13 protein-coding genes are annotated in these 21,680 nt (G+C 71.2%); 3 read left to right on the top strand and 10 right to left on the bottom strand.

Going from position 1 to position 21,680, the window contains the following annotated elements:
- Window positions 1-9: 9 nt before the first annotated feature.
- The 3 genes from WMF42_RS13325 to WMF42_RS13315 form a co-directional block, all read right to left on the bottom strand.
- Window positions 10-5,157 carry an AAA family ATPase gene (locus WMF42_RS13325; RefSeq protein ID WP_437692263.1) on the bottom strand — a complete coding sequence of 1,716 codons (5,148 nt, stop codon included), beginning with the start codon at window positions 5,155-5,157 and terminating at the stop codon, window positions 10-12.
- Window positions 5,158-5,599: 442 nt separating this feature from the next.
- A complete protein-coding gene (locus WMF42_RS13320; RefSeq protein ID WP_061606074.1) occupies window positions 5,600-6,661 on the bottom strand; it encodes a hypothetical protein in 1,062 nt (353 codons plus the stop codon).
- Window positions 6,658-8,103, bottom strand: a complete 1,446-nt coding sequence (locus tag WMF42_RS13315) for a hypothetical protein (protein WP_233561084.1) — start codon at window positions 8,101-8,103, stop codon at window positions 6,658-6,660. Before WMF42_RS13315 ends, WMF42_RS13320 begins: the two co-directional genes overlap by 4 nt.
- A 499-nt stretch (window positions 8,104-8,602) precedes the next feature.
- Here WMF42_RS13315 and WMF42_RS13310 point away from each other — a divergent pair, with 499 nt between their 5' ends.
- The 3 genes from WMF42_RS13310 (at window position 8,603) to WMF42_RS13300 (ending at window position 11,795) form a co-directional block, all read left to right on the top strand.
- Complete coding sequence (locus tag WMF42_RS13310; protein ID WP_437692261.1) at window positions 8,603-9,292, top strand: RNA polymerase sigma factor; 690 nt, start codon at window positions 8,603-8,605, stop codon at window positions 9,290-9,292.
- Window positions 9,285-10,730 (top strand): FecR domain-containing protein, encoded by a 1,446-nt coding sequence (locus WMF42_RS13305; protein ID WP_437692259.1) that lies wholly within the window; start codon window positions 9,285-9,287, stop codon window positions 10,728-10,730. Before WMF42_RS13310 ends, WMF42_RS13305 begins: the two co-directional genes overlap by 8 nt.
- Before the next feature lie 144 nt (window positions 10,731-10,874).
- Window positions 10,875-11,795 (top strand): SMP-30/gluconolactonase/LRE family protein, encoded by a 921-nt coding sequence (locus WMF42_RS13300; RefSeq protein WP_061611350.1) that lies wholly within the window; start codon window positions 10,875-10,877, stop codon window positions 11,793-11,795.
- Between the two features lie 82 nt (window positions 11,796-11,877).
- On the opposite strand, the gene WMF42_RS13295 is transcribed toward WMF42_RS13300, so the two are convergent.
- The 7 genes from WMF42_RS13295 to WMF42_RS13265 all read right to left on the bottom strand — a co-directional run bounded on the left by WMF42_RS13295 (window position 11,878) and on the right by WMF42_RS13265 (window position 21,519).
- The gene (locus WMF42_RS13295; protein WP_061611352.1) at window positions 11,878-12,843 is read right to left on the bottom strand and encodes an ABC transporter permease; all 966 of its coding nucleotides are present in this window, start codon (window positions 12,841-12,843) and stop codon (window positions 11,878-11,880) included.
- Between the two features lie 5 nt (window positions 12,844-12,848).
- A complete protein-coding gene (locus WMF42_RS13290; protein ID WP_437692257.1) occupies window positions 12,849-13,904 on the bottom strand; it encodes an ABC transporter permease in 1,056 nt (351 codons plus the stop codon).
- Window positions 13,901-15,469 carry a sugar ABC transporter ATP-binding protein gene (locus tag WMF42_RS13285; protein WP_437692255.1) on the bottom strand — a complete coding sequence of 523 codons (1,569 nt, stop codon included), beginning with the start codon at window positions 15,467-15,469 and terminating at the stop codon, window positions 13,901-13,903. Before WMF42_RS13285 ends, WMF42_RS13290 begins: the two co-directional genes overlap by 4 nt.
- A gap of 72 nt (window positions 15,470-15,541) precedes the next feature.
- Entirely contained in the window at window positions 15,542-16,717 is a 1,176-nt protein-coding gene (locus tag WMF42_RS13280) for a sugar ABC transporter substrate-binding protein (protein WP_437692254.1), read from the bottom strand.
- A gap of 480 nt (window positions 16,718-17,197) precedes the next feature.
- Window positions 17,198-19,147, bottom strand: coding sequence for a YjhG/YagF family D-xylonate dehydratase (locus WMF42_RS13275; protein WP_437692252.1), 1,950 nt, complete (start codon window positions 19,145-19,147; stop codon window positions 17,198-17,200).
- Window positions 19,144-20,649: an aldehyde dehydrogenase (NADP(+)) gene (locus WMF42_RS13270; protein ID WP_437692250.1), complete on the bottom strand. Its 1,506-nt coding sequence runs from the start codon at window positions 20,647-20,649 to the stop codon at window positions 19,144-19,146. Before WMF42_RS13270 ends, WMF42_RS13275 begins: the two co-directional genes overlap by 4 nt.
- A gap of 3 nt (window positions 20,650-20,652) precedes the next feature.
- Complete coding sequence (locus WMF42_RS13265; RefSeq protein ID WP_437692248.1) at window positions 20,653-21,519, bottom strand: fumarylacetoacetate hydrolase family protein; 867 nt, start codon at window positions 21,517-21,519, stop codon at window positions 20,653-20,655.
- Window positions 21,520-21,680: the final 161 nt, after the last annotated feature.

The following is a 21,680-nucleotide window of genomic DNA, read 5'->3' as shown; positions in this document are numbered from 1 at the left end:
GACCGTCGCTCAGCGTCGGTCGCCGGCCACGCTGGCGAGCCGCGGCGCCTCGCCGGTCCTCCGGAGCGCATAGCCGATCCCGCGCTGGAGCGTCCCCTGGACGACGGTCCCGCTGAGATCGATCCCGAGGCCGACGAGCGTCTGCGACACATGGCCTCGGATCCCGGTGATCACCGCCTCGGCGCCGAGCAGCCGCAGCGCCGTCGCGGTCCGGACGAGCGTCGCGGCGACGCTGCTGTCCACGCCCCTCACGCCCGTGATGTCCAGGATGACGACCTGCGCCCCCGTGTCCGCCACGCCGCGCAGCGCCGCCTCGAGCGCCTCGTCCGCCCGCTCCGCGTCCATGGTCCCGATGAGCGGCATGACCATGATCCGGTCGGTGATCGGGATGAGCGGCGTCGACAGCTCCGCGAGCCGCTCGCGCTGCATGCGGATGAGGTCCTCCTGCAGGCCGGCGCGCGCTTGCTCGGCGCGCGCCCGCTCGGCGAGCTCCTCCTCCAGCCGCGCCTTCGCCGCGGAGAGCTCCGCTGTGCGGTCGGCCACGGCCGTCTCCAGCGCGTCGTTGGCCCGGCGGAGCTCGTCGCTCGCCGCCTGGACGCGCGCATAGAGCAGGGCGTTCTTCACGGCGACAGCGGCCTGCGCGGCGACGAGCTCGAGCACGTCGAGGCGGGCCGGCGAGAAGACGTCCGGCGCGGCGTTGTTCTCCAGGTACAGGGTGCCCGAGACCTCCCCCTGGCTCACCATGGGCAGCGCGAGCACCGATCGCGGCTTGCGCGCCGCGACGTAGGGGTCGCCATCGAACCGCGCGTCCTGCGCGGCATCGGCCACGACGACGGCGCTCCCGGTGCTCATCGCGAGCTCGACAACCCGGGCCGCCGCGGCGCCGCTCTCGCGCACGGGCGTGGACGGGCCGACGCGCACCTCGCCGTCGTCCTCGGCGACGGCCTCCACGCGCGGCCCGCCCTCGTGGTCCAGGATCAGCGCGCCCCGCTGGGCGCCGACGCTCTCGATGGCGAGCCGGAGCAGCCGCGTCATCACGCGGCCGACGTCGATCTCGCGCGCCACCGCCTGCGCGGCGCGGATCAGCGCCGCCGCGTCGAGCAGCGCCACGCGCCGCGCGACCATCTCGGTCGTCGACGAGGCGACCGAGGTCAGGTTCGACAGGGGGCGCGCGGACGCGGGCTGGCCCGCCGCCGCGCGGGGGAGCAGCTCGACGTACGCCTCCTCCATCTGCCGCAGCTTGGCCGTGGCGCCCCAGCGCGCGTAGGCCTGGTAGGCCTCGACGAGGCACGACCGCGCGAGCCACGGCATGCGCCTCGCGGCGAGGAACCTGCCGCAGAGCTCGCTGACGAGCGCGCGGTAGCGCACGTATCCCGCCTGCTCCGCCGCGTCGCTCGCCTGCTGGTAGAGCTCGAGGACCGGCTCCAGCGCCTCCCCGGCGACGCGCGCGCGCTCCGCCCGGACGAGCAGCTCCAGGTGCCGGAGCTCGGGGCAGTCGCGCGCGAGGACGGCGAGCTTGTCGTGGCTCGACGCGAGCATCTCGGCCAGCGCGCCGCCCTCCTCCTCGCTCGCCTGAGGGCCGAGCGCCAGGATGGTGAGGCAGGTGTAGAGCGGCAGATCGACGATGCCGACGTACTGGCCCGCCAGGGCGAAGGCCCGCTCGTGCGCGCGGCGCGCCATCCGGAGCGCGCCCTCGTGATCGCCGTAGAGGTACGCGAGCGCGAGCTTGTTCGTGTAGTAGAAGCCGGCGGCGATCACGAAGCCCACCGCCCCGAACTTCGGCACGAGGGCTCCCTCGTCGAAGCCGGCGTCGCTCAGCGTGCCGCGGTCCAGCGTGCGCCCCTCGAGGTTCTGGATCACCTGCCGCGCGACGGTCTGGACCGCCGTCGACAGCGCGTCCTTCGTGCGGCAGGTGAAGCGCAGGAACCCCTCGACGTCCTCGCGCACGCGCCGCAGCTCGCCTTCCAGGCTGAGCTTCATCTGGGCGAGGAGGTTGGCGGACGCCGACGCGAACATGAAGTCGCCGGTCTCCATCCCGGCGACCAGCGCCCGCTGGAGGACCTCGAGCGGCTCGCGCTGCGGCCTCGAGAGCTTCATGACGACCCCGTAGTTGAAGTCGAGCTTCGCCCTGATGGCATCGACCCGGTACCTGTCGTTCAGGGCGACGGCCATCCGCGCGATCCTGTAGCCCTCGTGCGGCTGGCCCATGAACGCGGCCAGGTAGAAGCCGTGGTACACGTACGCCACGCTGGCCATTGGCGAGCTCCCGTGCCGGAGCGACAGGTTCGTCATCCTGACGGCGAGGAGCTGGGCCAGCGGCGGGTTGAGGAAATACGCCGATGGCGAGCCGTAGCCGAGCATCTCGACGACGACCCTGACGCGCGGATCGGCGAGCTCCGGACCCGCGCCGACGTCCTCGCCCCGCCGGGCGGCGAAGCCTCGCTCGGCCTCGGCGTGCTCCGCGCGGAGCGCGGCGGCGAGCGCCTCGCCCTCGGTGGGCACCTCCATGCCGAAGAGGCGCAGGCCCTGGAGCGCCACCGCGAGCGTGTCCGCCCAGCGGTGCTGCGCGTTGTAGAGGACCATCCGCATGCAGTACACGCGCGCGCGCTGGACGTCCGAGGCGGCGCGCTCGAGGAGCGCGTCGAAGAGCGCCTCCGCTTCGTCGCAGCGGCCGCTCAGGTGCGCGCACTCGGCCTTCGCGGCATGGATGTCGAAGACGTCGAAGGCGCCGAAGGCGAGGCCCGGCTCGCCGGCCCATGGATCCGGGCCGAGCGCGGAAGCCGCGGCGCTCACGTAGCCGAACGCGGCGTCGTACGCGGTCGCCGCCTGCGCGCGCCGCCCCGCGGCGAGGTTGAGCCGCACGAACTCGCCGCGCTCCGCCGGATCCTCGATCAGGGCGGCGGCGAGGTTCAGGTGGCCGACGACGACGAACAGCTCCTCGTCGCTCGGGTCCTCGCCGAGGCGCGCCGCGAGCAGCCGGCCGATGCGGTGGTGCAGCCGCTTCCGCTCCGGCTCGTCGATGAGCGCGTACGCCGCCTGCTGGACGCGATCGTGCAGGAACCTGTACGAGACGCGGAACGAGGGATCCTCGAGCAGCCTGCCCGCGACCGCCGCGTCGCCGGCGTGGACGAAGCGGTACTCGGGGTCGAGGGGCACGACGAGGCCCTCCCGCAGGGACTCCCACAGGGCCGCGGCCACCTCGCCCGGGGGCTGCTCGGCGACGAGCGCGAGCGTCCGGAGGTCGAAGCGGTGGCCCACGCAGGCGGCGAGCCGGAGGGCGCGCAGCGCGCCGGGCGCGAGCCGCCGGATCTTCGCTGTCATGAGCTCGACGACGCCCTCCGCGCCCTCCGCGCTCCGGGCGCGCTCGAGGCTCCACGCCCACGCCCCTGCGGCCGGATCGAAGCGCACGACGCCCTCGCCGGCGAGGGCGTGCAGGAGCTGGTGGATGAAGAACGGGTTGCCCGCGGTCCTCTCCAGGATCAGCGCCGCGAAGGCGTCCGTGTCCTCGAGGCGGCAGCGCAGGGCGTCGGCGAGGAGCCGGCGGATGTCCTCGAGATCGAGCGGCCCGAGCCACACGTCGGCGGCGGGCGCGCCCGTCGCCCGCAGGGCGCCGACGAGCCTCGCCAGCGGGTGGGCGTCGTCGACTTCCTGGTCGCGGTAGGCGCCGATCACGAGCATCCCGCGGTTGTCGGGATCGGTCATCAGGAGCTCGAGGAGCTTCAGCGAGGCCGGGTCGGCCCACTGGAGGTCGTCGATGAAGAGCACGAGGAGGTGCTCCTCCGTGACGGCGCGGACGAAGGTCTGGAACGCCAGGCTGAAGCGGTTCTTCGACTCGTTCGGCCCGAGCGGCTGCACGGGGGGCTGGGGTCCGACGACGCGCTCGAGCTCGGGGATCACGTCGACGACGACCTGCCCGATCGAGCCGAGCGCGGCGCTCAGCCGGGCCTTCCAGCGCGCCGCGGGCTCCTCGCGCTCCGACAGGATGCGCTCGCACAGCTCGCCGAACGCCTGCGCGATGGCCGCGTAGGGGGTGCGCTGCTTGAGCTGGCCGAACTTCCCCGAGACGAAGTATCCGGGCCGCCCCGCGAGCACCTTGTACACCTCGCGGACGAGGGCGGACTTGCCGACGCCGGCGTGGCCGGAGATGAGGAGCAGCTCGACGGCGCCGGCCGCCGCGCGCTCGCACGCGGCCACGACAGCCTGCGTCGCGGCCTCGCGCCCGTAGAGCTTCTCCGGCAGCCAGAGCCGGCCGCCCGCGTCGCGCTCGCCGAGCGGGAAAGGATCGACGCGGCCGCCTGCCTCGTACCTCCGGAGGCACTCCTCGAGATCGGCGCGCAGCGCCTCGGCGCACGGATACCGATCCTCGGCGGCCTTGGAGAGGAGCTTCATGACGAGCTCGGAGACGACGCGCGGGATCTCGGCCGACACGGCGTGCGGCGGCGTCGGCGTCCTGGCCAGGTGGCAGTGCAAGAGCTCCACGGCGCTCGGCGCCGTGAACGGGGGCGCGCCCGTGAGCATCTCGTAGAGGGTGACGCCCAGGGAGTAGAGGTCCGTCCGGCAGTCGAGGCTGCGGTTCATCCAGCCCGTCTGCTCGGGTGACATGTACGCCAGGGTCCCCTCCGCGGCGCCCGGGTTCTCGGCCCTCGGCGCCTCCTGCGACAGGCGCGTTGCGATCCCGAAGTCGGCGAGCTTGACCAGCAGCGGCTCGCGGCGGACGAGGATGTTGTGCGGCTTGACGTCCTTGTGAATGATGCCCGCGTGGTGCAGCGACGCGAGGGCGTCCGCGACGTGGATGCCGATCCGCAGGGTCGTGGCCAGGCTGAGCCTCTCGCTCCGCAGGACGATGTCGAGCGACGCGCCGCCGAAATCCTCCAGCACGAGCACGGGCCCCTCGTCGCAGTCCTCGACGTCGAGGACGCGGAGGACGCCCGGGTGCGCGATCTCGCGCGTGATCACCTGCTCGTGGAGGAGCCTCGCGATCGCGCGCGGCGACGCCCGCCCGGCGCTCGGCCCCTTCAGCACGACCGGCTGCCCGTCCGACGCGCGGCGCGCGCGGCGCACGGTGACCATGGCCCCTTGGTGGAGGATGGCTTCCGCGGCGTAGCCCTGCAGCGGGCTCGCAGATCCGGTGACATGAACCCCGCCCAGTGTTGTCATACGTACAGGTTACAACCGTTACGGACTCTACCGTGACGGCGTTGGACGTCGCACCGGGAGCCGCCGTGACCGAGATCCGGTAGTCCAGCGCACATCCCATTGATGTTGCTGCTCGTTCCTTGTCTCGAGCTCCTCCGATGCGCGGGCGTGCCGAATCTTGACGCTCGTGCGCCGGATCCTGAAGCGCACCCTCGGCCGGGCGACGAGGTCGACGACCACGTGCAGGTGGCACTGCGCCTTAGATTTCCACCAGACGACCCCTCGCGGGCTCGCCCATGTCGCTTCGCTGTTGGGTTCCTTTCCGTCTGGGTCGCAAGAGGACTTTCACCTCCAGTTCCGCGCCCATGCGGGGCGCGCCAAATCGCGCGCTCCGCGCGCTCGGGGAGGGGTGCGCCGTCTCGGGGTGCGACGTCCGGAGCAGGGAGAACGTGCACGACGTGCGTCAGGACATCAGGCCGAGCACGAAGAGCGCGTCGGACCAGAGCGGCCAGAGCGTGCGGTACGGGTGGGTCGCCAGCACGACGCCGCCGCTCGGGAGGCGGCGCACGTGGAAGGGGGCGTGTTCTTCGAGGAAGCGGACATGCCCGGGCGATGTGACCTTCGCGCTGAAGGCGGTCGGGCCCTCGCCCTCGGGTGCTTCCCCGAGCTGGCGGAGCAGCTCCAGGATCTCGTGCGCCCTGGGCTCGGCGGCGCGCCACGTGTCGTCGGGCACCGCCGCGGCCTCGAGCGCGTCGAGCAGCGTGGCCGGCGGCGTCGCGAGCGCTTTGAGGACCGTCTCGCGGGAGAGCGAGCGCGTGAGCTCGCTCGTGCCTTTCATGGGCACGCGCGCGCCGCGCGGCGCGGCGTCGACGCGCGCGTGCAGGGCTTCCAGCGGCGTGCCTGCGATGCGCGAGACGCTCTGCTTCTCGTGGAGGCTCACCCACGAGAGGGCGAGATCGCGCGCGAGCCCCGCGGCGCTCGCGTTGTAGGTCGCGCACATCTCGACAGGGGCGATCCAGTCCTCCTCGCCCGTGCAGGCGCCGGTCGGCACGCGCCCGCTCGCGTCCGGCGCGCAGAGGCGGAGCAAGAGGTCCTCGATGTCGCCCTGAACGAGGTGGCAGGCGACCGCGGCCTCGGCCTCCACGAAGCGCGGGCTGTAGCTGCCCACGGCGATCTCGTACGGGTAAAAATCGCGCTTGCGTTCGCCCGCCTCCACCTTGAGAGGGCCGTAGGGATGGCGACGTTCGCTTTCTTCCGGGTAGCACGCCAGGCTGAGCATCATGATGCGCTCGGAATCGTTCAGTCTCACGTCGGACAGGATGTGAGCGCTCTTCTGCCCTCCAAAGTGGGCGCGCACCATGGCGAGCACCTCGTCGATGGAGCGCGTCTCGCACGATATGGTCGCGCTCATCATCAGGCTGATGTTAGCCCCCGGGATGACCAGCGTGGACAGTGCCGTAGCGAGCGCATCGAGCCGTTCTGGTTCGTCACACCAGGCGAAGAATTGAGGTGCTGAATAGCTCATAGCCGTATCACCATGATGAAGTTGTTGAAACCGTCGAGGGTAACCGTCTTGCCCTCGTCTGAATCGAACAGGTAGCCGTCCTTGACGGTGAACTTCTTCGGATTGAAGTCCGCCCCCTGCTCCATGATGAGCTCGACTCGGGCCACGTCTCCGTCGAGCCGCTTCTCCTTCAGCGCTTTCATCGCATTCGAGAGCTGCTTGCGAACCTTGTCGACCGGGATCGTTCCGCCCTTCGCCTCGCTGATGATGAGCTTGTGCCCCCTGGATATCGACACGAAGTCGGGCGCCGCCCCCTCGCTACCGCCGGGGCTTGAGTGCTTCGGAATGCCGACCACCTCGCGCACGCCGTCGTCGCCGACCCCGACGAGCGACCTGCCGTCGTCCACCAGGAACTTGGCCGCCTTCTTCTCGAAGATGTCCACCTCGAACTTGGTGATCGCCCCGGTGAGCGTCTTGTACCCCCTGACGCGGTTCGTCTTCAGGATCTGGGCGAACGCCTCCTCGATCTCCGCGATCTCCCCGGCCACCCGGATCGCAGACGGCCGGAGGCCGCTGCTCGTGACGCCACGCCACATCGGCCCGATCGCCCCGAGCCCGAATCCCACCCCCGAGAAGATCCGCTCCTCGTCGCTCAGCTCTCGACCCGACGGCAAGCACCACGCCTTACCCGTCACCGCCTCACACAGATCGAGCGTCGGCCCCACCACCGGCACGAACCCCACCCCGATGCGCGTCGTCGCGTGCACCAGCGTCTGCATCATGCCCGCGTACGCCTCGACCCCTTCGCCGACGGTCGACATCGCCCCCGCGAACGCGTTGATCGTCTCGTAAAGCTGCGTCTGCTCCAGGTCCAGCCCGTCCCCCGTCCACAGGTTGAGGCTGTCCTTCATCTGGTCCGCCAGCGACACCCCTGACCTCGCCAAGATCGCGCGCTCCAGCGCCGCCTCGTTCGCCCGCCACGCGCGCACGTCCGCCACGAAGTCCGCCTGCGCGCCGAAGTTGTCGATCAGGCTCGCCAGCTCGTTTTCCAGGTCCGTGACGCTCCGCTTCAGATCGTCGATGAGCTGCTCCATCGCCTCCCGCGCCTCCGCGTCGACCACGTCCTCGTAGCGGTCCAGGATCTCGTCGAGGTCGGTGCGCGAGATCTCGTCGAGCGGCCGGGTGACAAGATCGTGCAGCTCGGTGTCGAGCTGCTGGAGCAGATCCATCCTCGCCCGCAGGTCCGCGATCCTGGCGGCGTTCCGGACGAGCTTCTCGAGCAACGTGGCGATCGCGACCTCGAGGATCGCGATGTCGCGCGCGAGCGGCGGGTTGATCTCCGCGAGGCTCAGATCGACCGTCGTGTCACCCGAGAACGCCGTCCCTCTCCGCCACACGTCGAACACAGGCTTGTTCAGCCCGAGCGGCACCGAGACGAGGCTCACGATCCCCGAGCGCCACATCGTCCGCCCTCGGCGCACACGGCAGCTCGCCGGAAATCGCCGCACCAGCGGACGACGCGGTTGCGAGCCAGGCGAAGTGCTCCAGCACACGGATCGAGGCGTTCGGCGCACGTCTGAGACCTTCCGTCGCGCTCCGGAAGCTTCCGTCACGGAAACGAAGCCCTTCGGCGCGCTCCGGAGCAGGACATTTCGCGCACTTGGCGGTTCCGGCTCCGCCGTCGGCGCCGTCCGGCGCGCGCCGGAGGACGAATTTCCCGGCAAATTTCGCGTCGCGCTCCGCGACGGAAGCTCCGGGCGCGCGCCGGAAGCCTTCGCGGAGGCGCCGGAAGCCTTCGCGCGCGACCGAAACGCCGCGCGCCCCCACGTCTTGCCTCGTCGCGATGAGCTTGTGCCCCATGGATGCCGACACGCGCCGGGAGCCTGCCTCCCGAGGGTGTCGGGGCGTGAGCTCGTCGAACGAATCTTGAGCCGCGAAGGCCCCCCGGGAACACTGCTGGGCGTGATCCGAGGCCGTCGGTCGACCGTCCCGTCCTTGACAGCGGTCGCGCCCTCCACGCACAGGGGGAGCGTGCAGGCGCTGCCGCTGTCCGCGACCGACGACGAGACGCTGGCGCGCGCCGCGGCGCAGGGGCACCCGGGCGCCGCGCCGATCGTGTGGCAGCGGTTCGCGCCGATCGTGCGCCGGATCCTGAAGCGCACCCTCGGGCCGGGCGACGAGGTCGACGACCACGTGCAGGACACGTTCCTGCGCTTCTTCCGGGTGGCGAAGGATCTGCGGGATCCGTCGATGCTCTCGAGCTTCATCGTCGGCATCGCGGTGCGCGTCGCGCGCGGCGAGCTGCGGCGCCGGCGCCTGCGGCGCTGGCTCACGCTCTCGTCCTCGGGCGAGCTCCCGGAGGTCGGCGGCGCGCAGCAGGACCCGCAGGGGCGCGCGGCGCTCGGGCGGCTCTACCTCCTCCTCGACCAGGTGGACGACAGGTCCCGGACGCTGTTCGTCCTCCGGTTCATCGAGGGGCTCGAGCTCACCGAGATCGCCGCCGCGCTCGGGTGCTCGCTGGCCACGACGAAGCGCCACCTGGCGCGCGCGTCGCACCGGATCCTCACCGCCGCGCAGCGCGATCCCGCGCTCTCGGCCTACCTCGCGAAGGCCCCGCAGGCGCTCGAGCTGCCAGGAGTTGACGATGAATGAAGCGGAGAAGTTGAGCCGTCTCGCCGACCTCGCGCGCGAGGGCGTCCCCGTGGACGTCGACGCGGCGCACGACGCCGCCGAGCGGACCCGCTTCGTGGAGGCGGTGAGCCGCGGGGCAGCCCTGCGCCGCGGCGGCGCGCTGGGGCACCTCGAGGCGTGGCTGCGGGCTGCCGGGCTCTGGCCCGCGTCGGGCGAGCGGCCGCGGTGGGGGTTCGCGCTCGCGGGCGCCGTGGCGCTCGCTGTGGCGCTCGTGGCGCTCTGGCCGGCGCGGCGGCTCGACTACGCGGTCGAGGGCGTGGCCGGCGCCGCGGGCGGGTACATCGCCGCGGCGGGGGGCGAGGAGGCCCGGCTCCGCTTCACGGACGGCACCACTGTCGCGCTCGCGCCGGGCAGCGCGCTGCGCGTGGCCGAGGTCGACGCGACCGGGGCGCGCATGCTGCTCGAGGACGGCCGCGCGTCGCTGCGCGTCACGCCGCGGCCGAAGGCGCGCTGGTCGGTCGAGGCCGGGCCGTTCGCGGTGCTGGTCACCGGCACGGCGTTCGACGTGACCTGGACGCGCGGCGACGGCACCCTGCGCGTCGATCTGCACGAGGGGAGCGTGACGGTGCGCGGCCCGCTCGCGCCCGACGGGCTGCCGCTCCGCGCGGGTCAGCGGCTCGTGGCGCGGCTGCGCGAGGGCGCCGTGCAGATCTCGAGCCTCGACGCCGCGAGCGCGGCGGCGCCCGCGGAGGGAGGCGCGTCGTCCGCGACGGCGGCGGCGCCGGCCGGGGAGAAGGCGATCGGGCCGGGCAGCGCGGCCGAGGCGGGCGCGGGAGGGGAATCCGAGGAGGACGCCGGGGCCGCGCGGCCGGAGGGCTCGCGGGCCGACGGGGCGGCGGTGGACGGCGCCGGCGCGGCGGCGGACGGCGCCGGCGCGGCGGCGGACGGCGCCGGCGCGGCGGCGGACGGCGCGGCGGCGGCGGACGGCGCGGCCGTGGCGCCGAGCTGGGCGAAGCGCGTGGCGGCGGGCGATTTCCGGTCGGTCCTGGCCGAGGCGGAGCAGCGCGGCCTCGGCGGGGTGCTCGACAGGGGCGCGCTCGACGACCTCGTGGCGCTGGCGGACGCGGCGCGGTACGCGCGACGCGGCGATGTCGCGCAGCGCGCGCTCACAGCGACGCGAAAGCGGTTCCCGGGGACGAGCCACGGGAAGGCGGCGGCCTTCCTGCTCGGGCGCATGGTCGACGACGGCGGCTCGCCCGGCGCGGCCGTGCCCTGGTACGACACCTACCTCGCCGAGTCGCCCGGCGGCCCGTTCGCGGCCGAGGCGCTCGGCCGCAAGATGGTCGCTGTCGAGCGCACCGGCGGCCGGGCCGCGGCGCGGCCGATCGCCGAGCTCTACCTGAAGCGCCACCCGCGCGGCGCGCACGCGCCCGTTGCGCGCGACCTCCTGAAGCCGTGACGCAGGGCGGGTGACGCCGGGGCGGCCAGGGCCACCAGGCGCTCCGCTATCTGCGGATCACCTCGCGATATTGCTGGTCTACGGCCGCGGCCGCAGGCATCTGGATTGACGGCCGCAGGCATCTGGATTGAAGGAGGAGACCCGATGGTCATCGAGCTGACCCCGAGCTTCGAGGTGATCGACCCGCGCTTCCGCAAGCTCGCGCTCCCGCACGTGCACGTCGACAAGCTGTACACGGGCTGCCGCTGGGCGGAGGGGCCGGCGTGGTTCCCGGCGGGGCGCTACCTCGTCTGGTCGGACATCCCGAACGACCGCATGCTGCGCTGGGACGACACCGACGGCTCTGTCTCGGTGTTCCGCCAGCCCGCGATGAACGCCAACGGCCACACGGTCGACCTGCAGGGCCGCCTCGTCTCCTGCGAGCACCGCGGCCGCTGCGTCTCGCGCACCGAGCACGACGGCTCGCGCACTGTGCTCGCGTCGCGCTTCGAGGACAGGCGGCTGAACTCGCCGAACGACGTGATCGTGAAGTCCGACGGCAGCATCTGGTTCACCGACCCGAGCTACGGAATCGACAGCGACTACGAGGGCGACGCGTCGCCGAACGAGCAGGGCGCGCAGCGCGTCTACCGCATCGACCCGGTCTCGGGTGCGCTCGCGGTCGTCGCGGACGACTTCGCGCAGCCCAACGGCCTCGCCTTCTCGCCGGACGAGTCGCTGCTGTACATCGCCGACACAGGCGCGACGCACGTGCAGGGCGGCCCGCACCACGTGCGCAAGTTCCGCGTCGGCGCGAATGGCGCGCTGACCGGCGGCGAGGTGTTCGCGACCTGCCCGGTGGGCGTGTACGACGGCTTCCGCGTCGACGTGCACGGCAACCTGTGGCTGTCGGCCGGCGACGGCGTGCACTGCCACGCGAGCGACGGCGCGCTCCTCGGCAAGGTGCTGATCCCCGAGACGGTATCCAACGTCTGCTTCGGCGGCGCCAAGCGCAACCGCCTGTTCATCTGCGGCACGACCTCGCTGTACGCGGTCTACCTGAACACCCGCGGCGCCGGGCGCTAGCCAGGGCGACGCGTGCCCACGGCCCGGCCATCCGCCGCTGGACGCGCCTGGCGCCGCGCCCGAAGGCGTCCTCGACGGGTGATCACCCCTCCTGATGCTGTCGGCCGTAGACCAGCAGCATGGCGATGATCACGGCGCCGTAGATGATCTGGCGGCCGGCCTCGGGCATCTGCAGCACGCTGAGCATGCTCTGGAGCAGCACGATCAGGACGGTGCCGAGGACGGTGCCGAGGTACGTCCCGCGCCCGCCCATGATGTTGGTTCCGCCGATCACAACCGCGGCGATGGCCGGCATGAGGTAGTCGTTGCCCATCGCCTGGTAGGCCTTGTGAGAAAAGCCTGCCAGCAGCATACCGGCGATGGCGGAGCACACGCCGCACATCACGAAGGCGCCGATCAGCACCAGGTGCGTTCTGACGCCAGAGAGGTAGACGGCCTGCTCCTGGTTGCCCACGGCATAGATGTAGCGGCCGAGCGCTGTCTTCTTCAGCACGAAGGTGACGACCGCGCCGACCAGGATCCAGACGAACAGCGGGTTCGGGATGGAGAGCGTCCTGCCCACGGCCAGGACCTCCATCCACGCCGGTGCCTCGCTGCGCGGGGCGAAGCCGCCGGTGTAGAGCACCATCAGCCCCTGAAGCACGGTGTTCGTGCCCAGCGTGAAGATCATCGAGGGCACGCGCAGGTAGGCGACGCCGATCCCGTTCACAAGCCCCGCGGCGGCGCCGACGGCCAGGCCGCAGGGCAACGCGGCCCAGCCGCCGATCCCCGCGGACAGCATGGCGCTCGAGGTGAGCACCCACGGCAGCGAGAGATCGATATGACCGAGCAGGATCACGAGCATCATGCCCGTGGCGGCCACGCCCAGGAAGGCTGCGATCTGCAGCTGTTGCAGGAGGTAGTACGGGCTCAGGAAGCTCAGCGTGCCCTGGGTGATCAGCGTGCCGATCGAGCCGCTCACGAGGACGACGCCGATCGACAGCAGCGCATACCAGGTCGGCTTGTCGATCTCGCCGATACGGCTCTTGAGAGAGAGGAGCTGTTGCATCGAGCTCACCTGAAGACGTGCAGCCGGTTCTTGACGCGGACGACCCAGAGCGCGCCGAGGCAGACGGCCGCGAGCAGGATGAGGCCCTCGAACAGCGGCTGGTAGAGCGGGTTGGCGAGGAGGCCGAGCGCCGAGCCCTCGTCGAAGACGCGGAAGTTGAAGGCGACGGAGCGGAGCACCAGCGCGCCGAACAGCGATCCTATGGCGCCGCCGATCCCTCCGTACAACGAGGTGCCCCCGATCACGACGCCGGCGATGGAGTTCAACGTGTAGGAGCCGGCCTGTGGGATGTCGGCGTTGCCCGACGTCGTCTGCAGCGCGAGGTAGAGGCCGCCGACGCTGGCGAAGAACCCCGACAGCGTGTACGCGGCCAGCTTGACGCGCTTGATGCGGACGCCCGACATGTACGCCGCCTCCTGCGACGCGCCGACGGCATAAGCGCCGAGGCCGTAGCGGGTGCGGCGGTAGTAGGTCCAGAGCAGCGCGAGCAGCGCCATCCAGATCGCGGGCGACGGGATGCTGCCGACGAAGCCCAGCGCGCCCTCGAGGGGGGCGGCGCCCGCGGCCTGCAGCAGCTCGTTGAGATCGAAGGTGGCCGCGAACGCCAGATCGCCATCGACCTGGCCGCCGGGCGTCGGTCTCAGGAACAGCGCGATGCCGAGGAAGATCGTGCCCGAGGCCAGGGTGGCGATGATCGGTTGAAGGCGGCCGTACACGACGAGGCAGCCGTTGAGCAGGCCCGCCGCCATGCCAACGGCCACGCACAGCAGGATGCCAAGGAAATTCGCGAGCGCGCCGCCGGCAAGGACGTGCGAGGCCACGCAGTTGACGAGCGTGATCACCGCCCCCACGGACAGATCCAGGCCGCCGGTCAGCACGGGGATCGTCTGGGCCATGGACGCCGCCACAAGCACGAACGACTCGTTGGCGTTCTGTCCCAGCAGCGACGCGCTGAAGCCCTTGGGATGGGACAGCGAATAGAGCCCGTAGAAGAAGATGCACAGACCGACGGCCACGAGCAGGCCCTGGTTCTGGCGCAGGCGGAGCTTCCAGTCCTTCATCGTGCCTCTGATCGCGCGTGCTCGGCCTCGCGCGTCGCGCGCTCAGGCCCGCCGCGCAGGCCGAGGGCCAGGTCCAGGAGGTTCTTCTCGGTGATGTCGGGCCCCACGAGCTCGCCCTGCACGCGGTTCTGGTAGAGGACGAGCACGCGGTCGCAGCAGCCGATCAGCTCGTCGTAGTCCGTGGTGTAGAAGAGGATGGACGTGCCGGCGTCCGCCAGCTCGCGGAGCAGCTGGTAGATCTCCTGCTTCGTGCCGACGTCGATGCCGCGGGTGGGGTCGTTGAGCATCAGCAGCCGCGGCTCCGTCATCAGCCACTTGGCCAGCACGACCTTCTGCTGGTTGCCCCCGGACAACGACGACACCGGGTTGTCGAGCGAGCCGATCTTGATCTGGATACGGCGCACCATCTCGTCGATGCGCCCGGCCTCGCGCCGGCGGTCGACCACCGCGCCCCTCGTGAACCTGTCGAGCGACGCCAGCGACAGGTTCGCGGCGATGGCCATCGGCAACACAAGGCCTTCGGTCTTCCTGTCTTCGGGCACGAGGGCGATGCCGTGCGCACGGTCCTTGGCCTGGCGCGGGCTCGTCAGCTTGACCGGCTTGCCGTCGATCTTGATCTCGCCGCGCACGTCCTTGAGCACACCGAACAAGCTGAGAAGCAGCTCGCGCTGGCCCTGGCCGTCGAGCCCGCCGATGCCGAGGATCTCGCCCTTGCCGAGCTTGAACGACACGCTCTCGAGCTGCTGCTCCCAGCTCAGGTCGCTCACCTCGAGCAGCGTCGCCGGGGCGCTGCGCGCCGCCGGCTTCGGCGGGAAGACGTGGCCCATGTCACGGCCGATCATGAGCTCCACGATCTGGTCGTCGCTGCGCTGGCCCTTGGCGAAGGTCTCGATGTGCCTACCGTTGCGGAAGACCGACAGCACGCCCGCGAGCTCCTTGATCTCGTGCATGCGGTGCGAGATGTAGAGCATGCCGACCCCCTGAGCCTTGAGCTCGGCCAGGAGGTCGTAGACCTTCTTGACGTCGCTGCTGGTCAGCGCGGAGGTGGCCTCGTCCAGGATCAGCAGCCGCGGATCCTTGCCGAGCGCCTTCGCGATCTCGACCATCTGGCGGCGCGAGAGCGGCAGGTCGCTCACCCAGGCGTTCGGGTTCACGCCCTCGCAGCCGACGCGCGCCAGGAGCTCCTCGGCCCTGCGGACCTGCGCCTTGCGATCGAAGAGCCCCAGGCGGTTGGTCGGCATGCTGATGCCGATGTTCTCGGCCACGGTCAGCGTCGGCATCAGGGACAGCTCCTGAAAGACGCAGACGATGCCGGCGGCGTTCGCCTCGATCGGGTGGTCGAACCGGACCGGCTTGCCGTGCAGCAAGAGCTCCCCGGCGCTCGGCTTGACCACGCCGCCGATGATCTTGATCAGGGTGCTCTTGCCCGCGCCGTTCTCGCCGAGGATCGCGTGCACGTTCCCCGCCTCGCAGGCGAAGTCGACGCCGCTCAGGGCGGTGACTCCGCCGTAGTGCTTGGAGACGGCCCGGAGCTCGAGAAGCGGAGGGCTCACCGGTTCGGTCATGGTGCTGGGGCGCGCGCGGGACGCTGCTTCACGTCACGTCTACTTCACGTCTACTTCACGTCTACTTCACGTCTACTTCACGTCGGATTCCGACTCATTCATGATCTTCACGCCCGAGATGTTGACCCCGCAGGGCGGGAACTCGTTGGGCGTGAAGAAGTTGTCGGAGAGCTGGGAGAAGAAGTTCTCGCCGTCCTTCAGCGTCGTGTGATCGGCGGCGGGGATCGGCACGGAGATCATCTGCGGCAGCGCCTTGCCTTGCAGGCCCTCGATCGCCGCCTTCATCGCGATGGCCGCGAGCCCCGGCGACTGGCCGAGCGACAGGCCCTTCATGCCCTGTTCGTGGTGCTTCGCGATCAGCTTGCGCACGCCGTTCTCGGCCTCCGTGGCGACCGGGATCGGCTTGTGTCCGGCGTCGAGCAGCGCGCGGACGGCGCCCGTCGAGCCGCCCTGCGCGAAGAGCGCGTCGAACTGGCGGTGCACGGCCAGCGCGTCGGCCACCGCCTTCTGAGCCTTGCCGTCGTCCCAGCTGCCCACCACCTCCACGATGGTGTAGCTCTTCCCAGGCGCTTCCATGACCTGGCGGAAGCCGACGTGGCGGTCGCGATCGACGGAGTTGCCCTGCAGGCCGCGGACCTCGAGCACCTTGCCCTTCCCACCGAGCTGCTTGTCGAGGAACTCGCCCCACTGGCGCCCCATCGCCAGCTGGTCCTCGTTGACCTGCATCACCTTGTCCGTGTCGAGCACGTTGTCGAACGGAACCAGGATGACGTCCTTCTTGTCAGCGAGGCGGATCACGCGATCGAAGCCGTCGGGGCTGACGGCGAGCGTGACGATGCCGTCGAAGCCCTGGTTGATGAAGTCCTCGATCGCACCGAGCTGGGCCGCGACGTCGGTGCCGGTCGACACCACCTTGAACTCCTTGAGCAGCGGCGCGATGCTCGGGTCCTTGGCGAACGCCTTGGCCGTCTTGACCATCTGGATGCGCCAGGCGTTACCGACGTAGCCGTTGACGAGCGCGAGGCGGAACGGCGGCTTTCGCGCCGTCCACTGCAAATACTTGGTGTCCTGCTTCCACGGCGCGAAGCACTCGGGGCTGAAGCCGGGCCCTGACACGACCTTGGGCCCTTGCCCGCTCGGCGCCTGCGCCTGCTCGGCCGCGGCGCTGGCGGAGCCTGCTGCGGCCGGAGCGCTGTCGGGCTTACCTTTGCAGGCAGAGAGACCCCAGAGCCCGAGCGCACAGCTCAACACCGCCATTGCGCGCCGCGCCGATCCACGTGACTTCAACTGGCCAATCGACATCGTGCCGCTACCTTTCGAGCAAAGAGACGTGGTCGGATAGAGATCTCTACGGCCTGTCACACGTCGTCACGTTCTCGCCCTCACGAACCACGAGGGCAATGTCTGCGTGCCGCCGCATGCTCACGGCAAAAGCACTGGGGTACAAACGATTCGCGTTTGGCGAGCGACGGTGTCGCGCGTCATTCCCGGGGCACCACGCGGATTTCGCGAGTGCCCTCACAATTCAATGACGCGATCGGCGGCGCTCGTGGGGCCCACCACGAGAGATCTTCTGGTTTCGGCGCTTAGGAAATCCAAACGCGATCCGGAAGTCAAGCTCCTCGTTGTGAACGTTCTCATCGTACAGCCACGCTGCACGCGCTGGCTGAATGATGAAACCTCACGCGATCCGCCTTTCTCCTGGAAAAATGGCGCTGTATCAAAAGCTTATGTGCCAGAGGAGCTCCGCTCAGCGGCGATGGCGCGACCGAGGAGCCCGATGATGCGCTCCGCATCATAGACGCAACCACCCCAGCTGCCGCCGCTGGCATCCTGAAGCGCGGCCCACAACCGCGTATCCGGGTTCACTCGGCCGTCCGGTTGAAGGGCTGGGTTGGGCGAACGGGCGTCGAGATCGCCGGTCTCCACCCCCACGACGTCCACCGTCCCCTCCAGCCTGCGCGTGTCGATCCGGAGCCTGATGCGGTCGCCGTCGCGCACGCGGCCGATGGGGCCACCCGCCCACGCCTCCGGGCTGACGTGGCCGATGCACGCCCCGGTGGAGACGCCGGAGAAACGACCGTCCGTGACCAGGGCGATGCGGTGCCCGTCCTTCACGTGCTTGAGGGCGGAGGTGATCTGGTACGTCTCCGGCATCCCGATACCGGGGCCGATGCCGATCAGCACCATCACGTCCCCCGGTTGCACGGCGCCCGTCTTGATCGCCTCGATCGCCGCGTGCTCGCTGCCGAACACGCGCGCAGGTCCCTCGAGCAGATAGACGCCGTCCGGTCCGATCGCCTGGGGAGCGATCGCTGTGCTCTTCACGAGCGCTCCCTCGGGCGCGAGGTTGCCGCGCAGGAAGGTCACCGTGCTGGTCAGGCCGCGCTCGCGCGCCTTCCCGGCCGGCATGATCACGTCGTCCGGATCGATGCCGTCCAGCTGCCGTAGCTTGTCGCGCAGGCGCCGGCGCCGCTCGCTGTGCTCCCACCACTCGAGGTTCTCGCCCAGGGTCCGACCGCTGACGGTCCGCGCGTCGAGCCGCAGCAGGCCGAGCTCGCGCAGGTGGAGCATGACCTCCGGGACGCCTCCCGCGAGGAAGACCTGAACCGTGGCGTAGTGTCGCGGCCCGTTGGGCAACGCGTCCACCAGGCGCGGAACGAGGGCGTTGATGCGCGCCCAGTCGTCCACCGTGGGGCGTCGGAGCCCGGCCGCATGGGCGATCGCCGGCACATGGAGCACCAGGTTGGTCGACCCGCCGACGGCGGCGTGCAGCACCATGGCGTTGTGGACCGAGTCGTCGGTGACGATGTCCCGCGTGGTCACGCCACGTCCCTCGAGGGCCATGAGCGCGTGCGCGGAGCGGCGGGCGAGGTCGCGCCAGATCTCGGCGCCCGACGGGCTGAGCGCGCCGTGCGGGAGGGCGAGGCCGAGCGCCTCCGCCACCACCTGGCTCGTCGCGGCCGTCCCCATGAACTGGCAGCCGCCGCCGGGGGAACCGCAGGCGCGACAGCCCATCTCGGCGGCGTGGTCGAGGCTCACCTCCCCGCGCGCGAAGCGCGCCGCGAGGGTCTGGACCTTGGCTGTATCCTCGGCCTCCTCCGCGAGGAGCGTGACGCCCCCCGGCACGAGCACCGTGGCGAGGTCGAGGGAGCCGGCGAGCGCCATCAACATGGCCGGCAGGCCCTTGTCGCAGGTGGCGACGCCGAGCACGCCTCGGCGGGTGGGCAGCGAGCGTATCAGTCTCCGGAATACAATGGCGGCGTCATTGCGGTAAGCGAGGCTGTCGAGCATGCCGACGGTGCCATTGGTCCGCCCGTCGCACGGATCGCTGACATAGCCGGCGAAGGGGATGGCCCCGCTGGCCGTGAACGTGCGGGCTGCCTCCTCCATGAGCAGCCCCACCTCCCAGTGTCCCGTGTGATACCCGAGCGCGATCGGCGTGCCGTCGGGCGCGCGGATCCCCCCCTGCGTGCTGAGCACGAGAAACTGCTTCCCGCGCAGGCGCGCGGGATCCCACCCCATCCCTGCATTCTGGGTCCAGCCGAACAGCTCGCCGCTGGACATGGCGCGCAGCTGCTCGGCCTCGAGCGGGAGGCGCCCCGACGGCCCGGGCGCGGTGGTGCGCAGGGTGTAGATCGCCTCGCTGCCGGACTCGAGCACCGGGTCGTGGCTCATGCGCGGGGCGCGAGGGGGTCGCGGGTGGCCCGGCCGTCGACGAGGCGCGATATCCCGAGCGGATTCTCGTCCTGCAGCTCCCGCGGGAGCAGCGCCGGCGGACACGACTGGTAGCAAACGGGACGCGCGAAGCGGAGGATGGCCGCGGTTCCCACCGAGGTGAAGCGCACGTCGCTGCTCGCTGGATACGGCCCGCCGTGGTGCATGGCGTGCGACACCTCCACGCCCGTCGGATAACCATTGAAGACGAGGCGGCCCGCGACCCGGCTGAGCACATCGACAAGGTCCTGGGCGGCGGCGAGATCGTCGTCGGTCCCGTGGAGCGTGGCGGTGAGCTGGCCTTCGAGCGCGCCGAGGAGCTGAAGTAGCTCTCCGCGGTCCGAAGCGGTGACGAGCAGCGTGTACGGCCCGAAGATCTCGTGCGCGAGGTGCGGCTGCCGCGCGAAGTCGGCGGCGGAGACGCGGGCGACGCGCGCGCCGGCGTCGGTCAGCCACTCCACGCCTTTCAGCTCCCGCACGGAGCGGTCGAACGACTCCTGGATACCGGCGTGCAGCATCACACCGGGGGTGATGGCGCGGGCTCGGTCGGCGACCGACAGCGCAAACGCATCCCACTCAGGGGAAGCCAACCCGAGGACGAGGCCCGGCTTGGTGCAGAACTGGCCGACGCCGAGCGTGCACGAGTTGACGAGCGCTTCGGCGATCGCGTCGCGGCGCTCGCGCAGCGCGCCGGGCAGCACGACAAGCGGGTTGATGCTGCTCATCTCGGCGAAGACGGGGATGGGCCGCGGGCGGGCGGCGGCGGCGTCATAGAGGGCGCGGCCGGCGCGGGTGGACCCGGTGAAGCCCACCGCCTGGATGGCCTCGTGGCGCACAAGCGCGAGCGAGACATCGGGCGAGGCGCCGTGCACCATGCCGAACACGCCCGCGGGCAGGCTCGCCTTCTGGACGGCGGAGCGCAGGGCCGAGGCCACGAGGTCGGAGGTCCCGGGATGCGCCGGGTGGGCCTTGACCACGACCGGGTTGCCTGCGGCGAGGGCGGAGGCTGTGTCGCCGCCGGCGACGGAGAACGCGAGGGGGAAATTGCTCGCGCCGAAGACGGCGACAGGGCCGATCGGCCGCAGCATGCGGCGCACGTCGGGGCGCGGGAGCGGCTTGCGGTCCGGCAGCGCGGGATCGATCCGGGCATCGACCCAGGAGCCCTCGCGCACGACGGCGGCGAAGAGGCGCAGCTGGCCGGTGGTGCGGGCGCGTTCGCCTTCGAGGCGGGCGACGGGCAGCCCGGTTTCCTTGTGTGCGGTCTGGATCAGGAGCTCGCCGAGCGCCGTGATCTCGTCGGCGGCTGTCTCCAGGAGTCGCGCGCGCATCTCCGGCGCGAGGCCGGCGATGGCCCGCGCTGCCCCGTCGGCGGCGCGCGCGGCGGCGTCGATCTCGGCGGCGGTGGCGTCGCGGAAGGCGCCGAGTTTTTCCCCGGTGGCGGCGTTATGGGCGAAGAATTCCATGGATTACCCCTGAGATACCGGGTTTGCGAGCGTGCCGGCGCCGGGGATCGTGATCTCCACGAGGTCGCCAGGCTCCAGGGTGAACGAGTCTGGCGGCACGATGCCTGTCCCGGTCATGAGGACGACGCCCGCGGGGAAGCTCAGCTCGCGCGTGAGGTAGGCGACGAGCTCCTCGGGCGCGCGCCGCATCCTCGCGGTCGAGGTCTCGCCCGCGAACACCGCCTCGCCCCTGCGCCGGATCGTGAGCTGGATGGAGAGCGCGCGCAGATCCAGCCCGGGCTCGTCCGCGAGCGCGATGGCGGGGCCGAGCGCGCAGCAGCCGTCGTAGACCTTCGCCTGCGGCAGGTAGAGGGGATTGTCGCCCTCGATCGACCGCGACGAGACGTCGTTGCCGGCCGTGTAGCCGACGATGCGGCCGGCCGTGGACACGACGAGCGCGAGCTCTGGCTCGGGCACGTTCCAGCTCGAGTCGCGGCGGATCCGCACCGGCGCGCCCGGGCCGGCGACAAGGCGGGGCGTCGCCTTGAAGAACAGCTCCGGGCGCTCGGCCTCGTACACGCGGTCGTAGAAGTCGCCGCCGCCGGCGCTCTCTTCCTTGCGCGCGTTGCGTGAGCGCTCGTAGGTGACGCCCGCGGCCCAGACTTCTTGCCCGTCGATCGGGGCGAGCAGCGGGACGTCGGGCGGCAGGGGGTGGGCTGCGGCGCGCGCGCGCGCGTCGCGCACAGCACCGAGGGGGTCGGGCAAGGCGAGCCACGAGGCGACGGACGCGAACGCCTCCGGGGACGCCGCCGTCAGATCGTGGCGCGCTCCCCGTTCGTCCTCGATCCCGAGGCGCGGCCCACCACTGCCTGCAAACCGAAACAGCTTCATGTCCGCGCCTCCCTGAGCACGACGGCGGAGTTCTTGCCGTCCATCTTGAGCTAATAGCGACTCGCTCGCTCGCCGCACGCGACGCTGCGGCCGGCCGCGACGGAGCCGGTGAACGAGAACCCGTCCACCTCGACCGTGGGTGCAGTGTTGAGGCCACCCCC

Origin of the sequence: Sorangium sp. So ce176, assembly GCF_051519835.1 — a bacterium.
GTDB classification, from domain to species: Bacteria; Myxococcota_A; Polyangia; order Polyangiales; family Polyangiaceae; genus Sorangium; species Sorangium cellulosum_G.
This window is presented reverse-complemented; position numbering and strand designations above follow the sequence as displayed.

Excerpts from the sequence above, each read along its gene's own strand:
- WMF42_RS13325 (WP_437692263.1), bottom strand. The coding sequence starts at position 5,157 with ATGACAACACTGGGCGGGGTTCATGTCACCGGATCTGCGAGCCCGCTG.
- WMF42_RS13320 (WP_061606074.1), bottom strand. The coding sequence starts at position 6,661 with ATGAGCTATTCAGCACCTCAATTCTTCGCCTGGTGTGACGAACCAGAA.
- WMF42_RS13315 (WP_233561084.1), bottom strand. The coding sequence starts at position 8,103 with ATGTGGCGCTCGGGGATCGTGAGCCTCGTCTCGGTGCCGCTCGGGCTG.
- WMF42_RS13305 (WP_437692259.1), top strand. The coding sequence starts at position 9,285 with ATGAATGAAGCGGAGAAGTTGAGCCGTCTCGCCGACCTCGCGCGCGAG.
- WMF42_RS13300 (WP_061611350.1), top strand. The coding sequence starts at position 10,875 with ATGGTCATCGAGCTGACCCCGAGCTTCGAGGTGATCGACCCGCGCTTC.
- WMF42_RS13295 (WP_061611352.1), bottom strand. The coding sequence starts at position 12,843 with ATGCAACAGCTCCTCTCTCTCAAGAGCCGTATCGGCGAGATCGACAAG.
- WMF42_RS13290 (WP_437692257.1), bottom strand. The coding sequence starts at position 13,904 with ATGAAGGACTGGAAGCTCCGCCTGCGCCAGAACCAGGGCCTGCTCGTG.
- WMF42_RS13285 (WP_437692255.1), bottom strand. The coding sequence starts at position 15,469 with ATGACCGAACCGGTGAGCCCTCCGCTTCTCGAGCTCCGGGCCGTCTCC.
- WMF42_RS13275 (WP_437692252.1), bottom strand. The coding sequence starts at position 19,147 with ATGAGCCACGACCCGGTGCTCGAGTCCGGCAGCGAGGCGATCTACACC.
- WMF42_RS13270 (WP_437692250.1), bottom strand. The coding sequence starts at position 20,649 with ATGGAATTCTTCGCCCATAACGCCGCCACCGGGGAAAAACTCGGCGCC.
- WMF42_RS13265 (WP_437692248.1), bottom strand. The coding sequence starts at position 21,519 with ATGAAGCTGTTTCGGTTTGCAGGCAGTGGTGGGCCGCGCCTCGGGATC.